The 8,664-nt window shown below is 55.1% G+C and carries 2 protein-coding genes and 3 pseudogenes; all 5 read right to left on the bottom strand.

Going from position 1 to position 8,664, the window contains the following annotated elements:
- Nucleotides 1-48: 48 nt before the first annotated feature.
- The 5 genes and pseudogenes from carB to pyrR all read right to left on the bottom strand — a co-directional run bounded on the left by carB (nt 49) and on the right by pyrR (nt 7,961).
- A pseudogene (carB, locus tag JCM12539_RS05370) lies at nt 49-3,223 on the bottom strand (carbamoyl-phosphate synthase large subunit).
- A gap of 469 nt (nt 3,224-3,692) precedes the next feature.
- The gene (locus tag JCM12539_RS05365) at nt 3,693-4,790 is read right to left on the bottom strand and encodes a carbamoyl phosphate synthase small subunit (protein ID WP_054649825.1); all 1,098 of its coding nucleotides are present in this window, start codon (nt 4,788-4,790) and stop codon (nt 3,693-3,695) included.
- Nucleotides 4,787-6,084, bottom strand: a pseudogene (gene pyrC, locus JCM12539_RS05360) (dihydroorotase). The gene JCM12539_RS05365 and the pseudogene pyrC overlap by 4 nt, the downstream one beginning before the upstream one ends.
- Nucleotides 6,084-7,001 carry an aspartate carbamoyltransferase catalytic subunit gene (locus JCM12539_RS05355; protein WP_156302072.1) on the bottom strand — a complete coding sequence of 306 codons (918 nt, stop codon included), beginning with the start codon at nt 6,999-7,001 and terminating at the stop codon, nt 6,084-6,086. The pseudogene pyrC and the gene JCM12539_RS05355 overlap by 1 nt, the downstream one beginning before the upstream one ends.
- A 423-nt stretch (nt 7,002-7,424) precedes the next feature.
- Nucleotides 7,425-7,961: pseudogene (gene pyrR, locus JCM12539_RS05350) on the bottom strand (bifunctional pyr operon transcriptional regulator/uracil phosphoribosyltransferase PyrR).
- Nucleotides 7,962-8,664: the final 703 nt, after the last annotated feature.

Below are 8,664 nucleotides of genomic sequence, written 5' to 3'. Positions count from 1 at the left end.
CACGAGGATAATTCCGCAGGCAGCCGGGCCTGTTTTGCGGTAGCACGTTTATAGGGCACGGGTTGTAAAGGTCTGCGATTCCTTCACGTGCAAAATTGCGTCTGCGGTGTCGATTGCGGTCAACAGCGGCGTGCCGTGTAGCACCGCGGCCTCCCGAATACGGAAGGCATCCGCGGCGGCATCATGATTGGTGCCCACGGTATTAATCACTACCTGAACGTCGCCACGGATAATGCGCGCCAGGATATCGTCCTCACCGGCACCAATTTTTGCAACCGCACCCACGGTTAACCCGTGATCCGCAAAGTAGCGTGCCGTGCCAGCGGTCGCCTGTAAGGAAAATCCGAGTGCGCGGAACCGTCGTGCCAAGTCCAATGCCTCTGACTTTTGTGAATCTGCGATGGTAAACAACACCTGACCGTGATCAGGTATATCCAGTTTAGCCGCAGCAAAGGCCTTATACAGTGCTTTGTCCATCGTCTCGTCACTGCCCATGACCTCACCAGTGGACTTCATCTCCGGTCCCAGCAAGCTGTCCACACCAGCGAGTTTGTTGAACGAAAATACTGGCGCCTTGACGTGCACCAGGCCGGCAGCTGGCTGCAGTCCAGGCTGATACCCTTGATCACGAATACTGGTGCCTAGAATGGCCCGCGTGGCTACTTGTGCCATCGGAATACCGGTCACCTTGCTCAAAAACGGTACAGTGCGGCTAGCCCGCGGATTCACTTCGATGACGTCCACCTCTTCGTCGTGCACGATGAACTGAATGTTCATCATCCCACGGTGTGTAAGCGTTCTGCCAGCTCCGTCCCCCAACGACAAATTTGGTCAATGACCGCGGCACTGAAATTCTGTGGTGGGTACACGGCCATGGAGTCACCTGAGTGCACGCCCGCCCGTTCAATATGTTCCATAATGCCGGGAATTAGGACGTCGTGTCCGTCAGCAATAACGTCGATCTCACATTCCTTCCGGCCTGGTAGTGGTCGACCAGTACCGGGTGGTCGTGCGATACTTGCACCGCCGTCTGCATGTAGCGCGTTAATTCCGCATCGTTATTAACAATTTCCATCGCGCGACCGCCAAGCACGTAGCTTGGTCGAATCAAAGCGGGATAGCCGATGCGGTGCGCAATCGTCAGTGCTTCATCGGCGGTAGTCGCGGTGGCACCCGCGGGCTGGGGAATGCCTAGCGACCGCACAATCTGGTCGAACTCATCCCGATCCTCTGCCCGGTCTAAATCAGCAACCGTTGTGCCCAGAATGCGCACGCCGGCCTTGGCCAAAGGTGCGGCCAGATTAATGGCCGTCTGCCCGCCGAACTGAACGATGACCCCCATAGGTTGTTCCAAATCGACCACGTTGAGGACGTCCTCAACGGTTAACGGCTCAAAGTATAGCTTATCAGCCGTCGAAAAATCGGTGGACACCGTCTCCGGGTTGTTGTTCATGATGATGGCCTCATAACCGGCTTTCTGAATTGCCCGTACCGAGTGCACAGTTGCGTAGTCAAACTCCACCCCTTGGCCGATACGGATGGGCCCGGAGCCCAAGACGAGGACGGATTGACGGCCGTCTGGACGACTTTCGTTCTCATCTTCATAAGTCGAATAAAAGTATGGTGTAGTGGATGCAAACTCCGCCGCACACGTGTCGACCATTTTGTAAACCGGCACGATGCCGGCATCCTGCCGTTGCTGGCGCACGTCTGCGGCATCAATTCCCCATAACTGGCCAATCTCCCAATCGGTGAAACCGTTGCGCTTGGCCGTCCACAACGCGTCTTGGTCACCCTGGTGATCCCGTAGTAAGGTTTCCAGTTCGACAATGTGCGCGACTTTGTCCACGAAAAATTCATCAATGCCCGTTAATTCGCTCAGTTCGGGGATGCTGTAACCGCGGCGCAACGCGGTAGCGAGATAAAACAACCGGTTATCCCGCGCATGAATGAGCTGGTCCGCCAGTTCATCCTCCGCAACGTCGGCAATGGCAGGGTCATTTAAGTGTGGGAGCCCAATTTCTAGCGAACGGACCGATTTAAGGAGGGACTCTTCAAAGTTGCGGCCGATCCCCATGACCTCACCGGTCGCCTTCATCTGCGTCCCTAAACGCCGGTTGGCTTGCGTAAACTTATCGAACGGCCACCGCGGTATTTTAGTCACCACGTAATCCAACGCCGGCTCAAATTCCGCGTAGGTAGTCTCCGTGACGGGATTTTTGATTTCGTCGAGGCAGAGTCCGACCGCAATCTTGGCCGCAATTTTGGCAATGGGGTACCCCGTTGCTTTGGAAGCTAACGCGGATGAACGTGACACACGCGGATTCACCTCGATGATGTTGTACGCCTCACTTTGCGGATCCAACGCCAACTGGACGTTACACCCGCCTTCGATGTGGAGCGCCTGAATAATCCGTAGTGACGCATCCCGGAGCATCTGGTTTTCGCGGTCCGTCAGCGTCTGTACTGGCGCGGTCACAATGGAATCGCCCGTATGGATGCCCACGGGGTCGATATTTTCCATGTTGCAGACCACCAGGGCGTTGCCAGCGTGGTCGCGCATGACCTCGTATTCAATTTCCTTGTGGCCGGCAATACTCTTCTCAATAAGCGCCTGCGTAATCGGTGATAACTTCAACGCGTTCGCGCAGATTTCCGTTAATTGGGCAGGGGTATCGCACATCCCCCCGCCCGTGCCGCCCATCGTGAACGCGGGACGCACAATAACGGGATAACCAATTTGTTGTGCAAAGTCGAGTGCCGCCTGCACCGTCGATACCGTCTGAGACGCGGGGATAGGTTCGCCCAGCTGTTGCATTAACTCTTTGAACTGTTCGCGGTCCTCCGCCTGGTCGATGGCTGCCAACTTTGTGCCCAACAATTCGATGCCCAGTTCATCCAGGATGCCGGATTTGCTCAACTCCATGGCCATGTTGAGACCCTGTTGTCCGCCCAAAGTGGGGAGGATGGCATCGGGCAACTCTTTCCGCAAAATTTGACTCACAAACTCCAGCGTAATCGGCTCGATATAAACGTGATCAGCAACCTCTTTATCCGTCATAATCGTCGCGGGATTGGAGTTCACCAGCACCGTTTCGTACCCTTCCTCCCGCAATGATAAGCAGGCCTGTGTGCCCGAATAATCAAACTCGGCCGCCTGCCCAATGATGATGGGGCCGGAACCGATGACCATAATTTTGTGAATATCTGTACGCTTTGGCATTGGGTAACTCCTTTTCTGTTAAATGGTCTATGGTGCTGTGGGCATTGATAATAGTTAGTGTGGTAACGAGGACGCGCGTACCCGCGCGGCAATGAAAGCCGGGGTGGAGCGAGACCTGATTTGGAAAATGCAGCTACCCTCTCACGCTACCTGTGGTTATTGAAACGGCTGCGCAGGCCAGAAAGATAGGCGTAACCGGGTCTAGTAACAAAGCATTTTGAACGCTACCTGGTTTGGGAATGCTACTACGCTCCCATGCTGCTGTCAGGTATTGAAATGGGCTACACAAGGCAGAAAACGCCGGTTAACCCAGTCCAGTAGCAAAACATTTTGGGGCGCCACCTGATTTGGAAATGCTACTACGCTCCCTCACTACATGTGCTTATTGAAACGGGCTGCGCAGGCCATAAAGCGACGCATAAGGTACTCAAACCCAAAGGCCAAACCCGGGCCTTTCGGTCTGAGTACCTTATGCTCTGCTTTCTAAACGGCCTGCTCCGCCCTCTCCGCCCTCTACCATCCTCTCAAACTCATCAAAACACCCCACCGCATCATGCGGCCCCGGCGTCGCATCTGGGTGAAATTGTACCGAAAACGCCGGCAATTCCCTGTGCCTCAGCCCCTCTACCGTTCCATCATTAATCTCCACGTACGTCTGCAACAACGGTGTCCCCTCTAACGACGCCTTGTCCACCGCATAACCATGGTTCTGCGCCGTAAAGAATGTCTGTCCCGTAGCCACCTCCCGCACCGGATGGTTGAACCCCCGGTGCCCAAACCGTAACTTACTCGTCTTTGCACCATTCGCCAACGCGAACAGTTGGTGCCCCAGACAAATGCCCATCAACGGGACCCGCGCCGCCTGCACCGCCCGAATCATCGGTAACGCATACGGCACATCCTTTGGATCACCAGGGCCGTTCGACAACAACACACCGTCAGGATGTAAGCTCAAAATCATGCCCGCATCCGTTGTCGGTGGCACCACCGTCACCTGCAACTGGCGGGCCGCCAACTCACGGAGAATGCTGTCCTTGAACCCAAAGTCAACCACAACAATCCGCTTACCAGTGTTTGGGCTGTTGTACGCCTGCTTGATTGACACCCGCTGCACCTGATTGCGCGGTAAATCCATCGCTTGGAGGTGGGACACACTGTCCGCATGCACCTCATTCGTCAGCATCCCCTTCATCGCACCCTCTTCACGCAGAATCCGGGTTAACCGCCGCGTATCCACTCCACTGATGCCCGGAATGCCGTGCTGGCGCAGAAAATCATCCAAACTTTGCTCGTTATGCCAGTGACTGGCCCGGCGCGCTACCTCGCGGACAACCACGCCTTGGCAACTCGGACTGATGGCCTCGTTGGTCGCCACGTTCATCCCGTAATTGCCAATCAACGGGTAGGTGAAAGTAATTGACTTTGACCGGCATACGAAGTCGGTAATCGTTTCCTGATAGCCGGTCATCCCCGTGTTAAACACGACCTCACCGGCGGTCGTTGCCTGCGCGCCAAAGGCCTCCCCAGTCAGCACGGTACCATCCTCAAGAATCAAATAACGTTTCAAGATTGTACCCCTTCCTTTATGTACACCACCTTACCGGCAACAATCGTCGCAACGGTGGCGCCGTAAACGTGCCAGCCCACGAACGGCGAGTTATGCCCCTTTGAATAAAAATCGTCCGCGTTAATTACCGCCTCATGTTCCGTATCAAACACCGCGAGGTCTGCCGGTGCCCCGGGCAATAATTGCCCTACCGGCAGGTTAAACGCTGCAGCCGGCGCACTACTCATCCAGTGCACCAGTTGTGCCAAAGTAAACCGCGCATCTTTGCCCCGCACAAAGTGGTATATAGCGTGCTAAACGCCGTTTCACTGCCCACGATACCATTGGGGGCGTCAACCAGCCCCCGGGCCTTCTCCGCTGCAGTGTGCGGCGCGTGGTCGGTCGCGATACAATCAATCGTACCGTCCAGCAACCCGGCAATTAGCGCCTGTCGGTCCCGTTCTGTACGCAAAGGTGGATTCATTTTGTAGTTCACAGCCTCGGGGCCATCCGGAATCATACTATCGGTCAACAGTAGGTGGTGCGGCGTAACTTCTGCGGTCACGTTGACCCCCGCCGCTTTGGCCCGCCGGATTAGGTCGACACTAGTTGCGGTTGATACGTGACACACGTGGTAATGGACGCCGGTAGCCTGAGCCAGAGCTAGGTCACGGGCTAACTGGGCTGTTTCCACCACGTGGTAAACGCCGGGCACGCCCAGCTCCTTGGCCCGGAGCCCCGCATTCAAAATGCCACCGTTTTTCAGGCCATCATCCTCGACGTGCGCTGCTAAGGGCAAGCCCGCTTGTGCCGCGCCACGCATGGCCGCGTACATGGTGGCCGCGTCCTGAACCCCACTCCCGTCGTTAGATACGGCAAAGGCTCCCGCCTGGGCAACCGCCTCAAAGTCGACTAGCTGACCGGCAGTGCGGTTGCGGGTAATGCTAGCGTATTGGTAGACGCGCACGTGCCCCTCGCGACAATTACGTCCGCGAATAGCAGCAATGCCGTCCGCGTCGTCTGGGACTGGCACCACGTTTGGCATCGCACCCACCGTGGTAAAACCACCGTGGGCCGCCGCCATGGTACCGGTGCTGATGGTCTCCTTTTCGGTTTCACCAGGGTCCCTGAGGTGGACGTGAAGGTCTACTAAGCCCGGAGTAACAACTTTGCCCGTGCAGTCCAAAACTTCGTCCGTTGGTCCGACAGGCAGATGGTCGCCCAAAGCAGCGATCCGTCCGCCCTCGATGCGCACATCCACGTTGAGCTCCCTGTCGCCCAAAATTCCGCGGCCGTTCTGTAGTATGTATGCCATTATTCAATTCCTCCCAGCTGGTTTGCCCGCAATACTGACTCAATCATCGCCATCCGCATAAATACACCGTTGCGCATCTGCTGGACGTAACGCGATTGGCGACCCTGCACCAAGTCGCTGGCTAATTCGACGCCGCGGTTTACCGGGCCCGGATGCATAATAATCGCCCGTTGCTGCATTAGCGCGGCGCGCCCATGAGTTAAACCGTAGTGCTCATGGTACGCGTCCGCGCTAAACCCGGTGGTGGCGTGTCGTTCGTGCTGAACGCGGAGCAACATGACCACGTCGACAGTTGGCAGTACAGCGTCCAGATCCGTATAGGTACCCAATCGGTCAAAGTCGTGGCTGTACCAGTCTTCTGGGCCGGCAAAGAATACGTGGGCGCCAAGGCGTTGCAGAATCTCTGCGTTGGAGCGGGCCACCCGTGAGTGGGCGATGTCCCCGCAGATAACGATGCGTAGTCCAGCAAAGTGGCCGAACTCCTCGCTAATCGTCATCAGGTCCAGCAGGCTTTGGGAGGGGTGTTCGCCGGAACCGTCCCCGGCGTTAATCAACGCCAGCCCCAAATCGCCGCCTTCAACTAATGGCTCGTAATAGCGATCTTCCGGGTGCCGAACTACTGCCAGGTCAACACCGAGCGCGTCCAGCGTCAACAGCGTGTCGTGTAACGATTCACCTTTGCTAACGGAACTTGCCGCCGGGTTGAACGCAATTTGTGTCAGACCCAACTTGGTCTCGGCCATCTCAAAACTAGTGTGCGTCCGCGTACTGTTTTCAAAGAAGGCGTTGACGACGTACACCGGTTCGGCCAATCGCAATTGGGCGCCGTGCTTATACTCTTCGGCGCGCTGGATGAGCGCCAACGCCTCGTCCTGGTCGACGTCTAACATGTTGGTAAAGTTGCGCTGTTTGGTCATCATGATATGTGTTCCTCCGTGTGGGTGGCGGTGATTAGCGGGTTCGGGATGAGGTGCTGGGTTAAGCGAGCGTGCAATGCAGAAATCTGCGTGTAACCCGCTGCGGCAAGGAAGCCGTTCCAACCGTTGCCCGGGTGTGGGAATCACGCTACTCGTACTTATTGAAACGGGCTGCGCAAGGCAGAAAGCGACGCATAAGGCACTCAAACCCAAAGGCCAAACCCGGGCCTTTCGGTCTGAGTACCTTATGCTCTGCTTTCTAACCGCCTTGCTCCGCCCTCTGCCTTCTAAACGGCCTGCTCCGCTCTCTAAAAAAAAGGCGCCCCCTCATCTCGAGAGTGCGCCAATGTAGTTCCGGCTGCGCTAAACAGCCACCACCACAATTCTGGCTCTCTCTGGAGTCAATTAAATTGTCTGGATCAACTAAATCTGTTCAATTGTAATGCCGTCGTGCCCGTCCACCTCTTCCACGGCCACCGAAATCTGTTCCTTGGTCGAGGTCGGCACATTCTTACCAACAATATCTGCCCTAATCGGCAATTCCCGGTGTCCGCGGTCAACGAGTACCGCCAACATAATCCGCTGGGGCCGGCCCTGTGCTACCAAGCGTCCATCGCTGCCCGTGCGGTGCGACCCGTGAACAACACGTCATCGATCAGGACCACCGTCTTGTCGTCAATGTTAACCGGCAAATTTGCACCATTCACCGTAGCTTGATCTCGGTGCCCAATTTCGTGGTGATCGTCACGGTACAACGTGATATCCAAAGTTCCCACTGGTACCTTTTGACCCTCAAGTTGCTCAATCCGTTTGGCCACCCGCTGTGCTAAATAGATACCGCGGGTCTTGATTCCAACTAATACGGTGTCCTGCAGGCCCTTATTTTTTTTCGATGATTTCGTAGGTCATGCGCGTCAGCACTCGTTGCATGCCCAACGCGTCAACTAATTGTTTAGTCATCACTACCTCCTCCATTTTTGGTATAAAGCCAAGCCACAAAAAAATACCTACCACCGTGAGGATGATAGGTACTCTGCGTCCAATGTTGACGCCGATTCCTTTGCAGCCTCACGGGACTGTTTTTAAAGGACTTGTTTAATTGAGTTAAGGATAGCGGTTTTACTTGCCAAAAGCAAGGGGCATCACCAGACAATCGATTTTGTCGTTCTAGTAATCTTTTTGCGCAAACATAACAGTTCTCGTTACGGTCACAAGCACTCGTTCCAAACGATTTGAGTGGTTGAATATCATTTGGTATAATCAACCTGTGAAAAAGGAGCCACCGGGATGGACCCCCAGTGACCCCGACACAGTCTGGATGACTTTTGGTGGGCTAACCCTTGTGGTTAGCTTTTTTTTATTTGCTGATATGCACGGGCAAACCAATAGGCTGCTCGTGCCACAATCAGCAAAGCAATGGCCGCTTGGACCATCACGTCCCCTCCAGTCGTTCCAATTTAGCATGGCTACACCTCCAGTCCAAATGATTTGTGAAGGGTGTGTGCCACCTAAAACTGCTAGGCAACGACGAGAGCTACCCGTATGGTGTGACCATAGTTAAGAGTATATCTTATCTCTGTCAGTAAATAAATCTTATTAGTATTGGCTAAAAAAATGGACAGCCGTAGATAGCTGCCCAGTTAAAAGTAACGCTGATAACCAT

The sequence above is a fragment of the Lacticaseibacillus pantheris DSM 15945 = JCM 12539 = NBRC 106106 genome (genome assembly GCF_001311175.1).
Classification (GTDB): Bacteria; Bacillota; Bacilli; order Lactobacillales; family Lactobacillaceae; genus Lacticaseibacillus; species Lacticaseibacillus pantheris.
This window is presented reverse-complemented; position numbering and strand designations above follow the sequence as displayed.

Bases quoted from the DNA above. Each gene is read 5' to 3' on its own strand.
- JCM12539_RS05355 (WP_156302072.1), bottom strand. From the start codon at position 7,001: ATGACCAAACAGCGCAACTTTACCAACATGTTAGACGTCGACCAGGAC.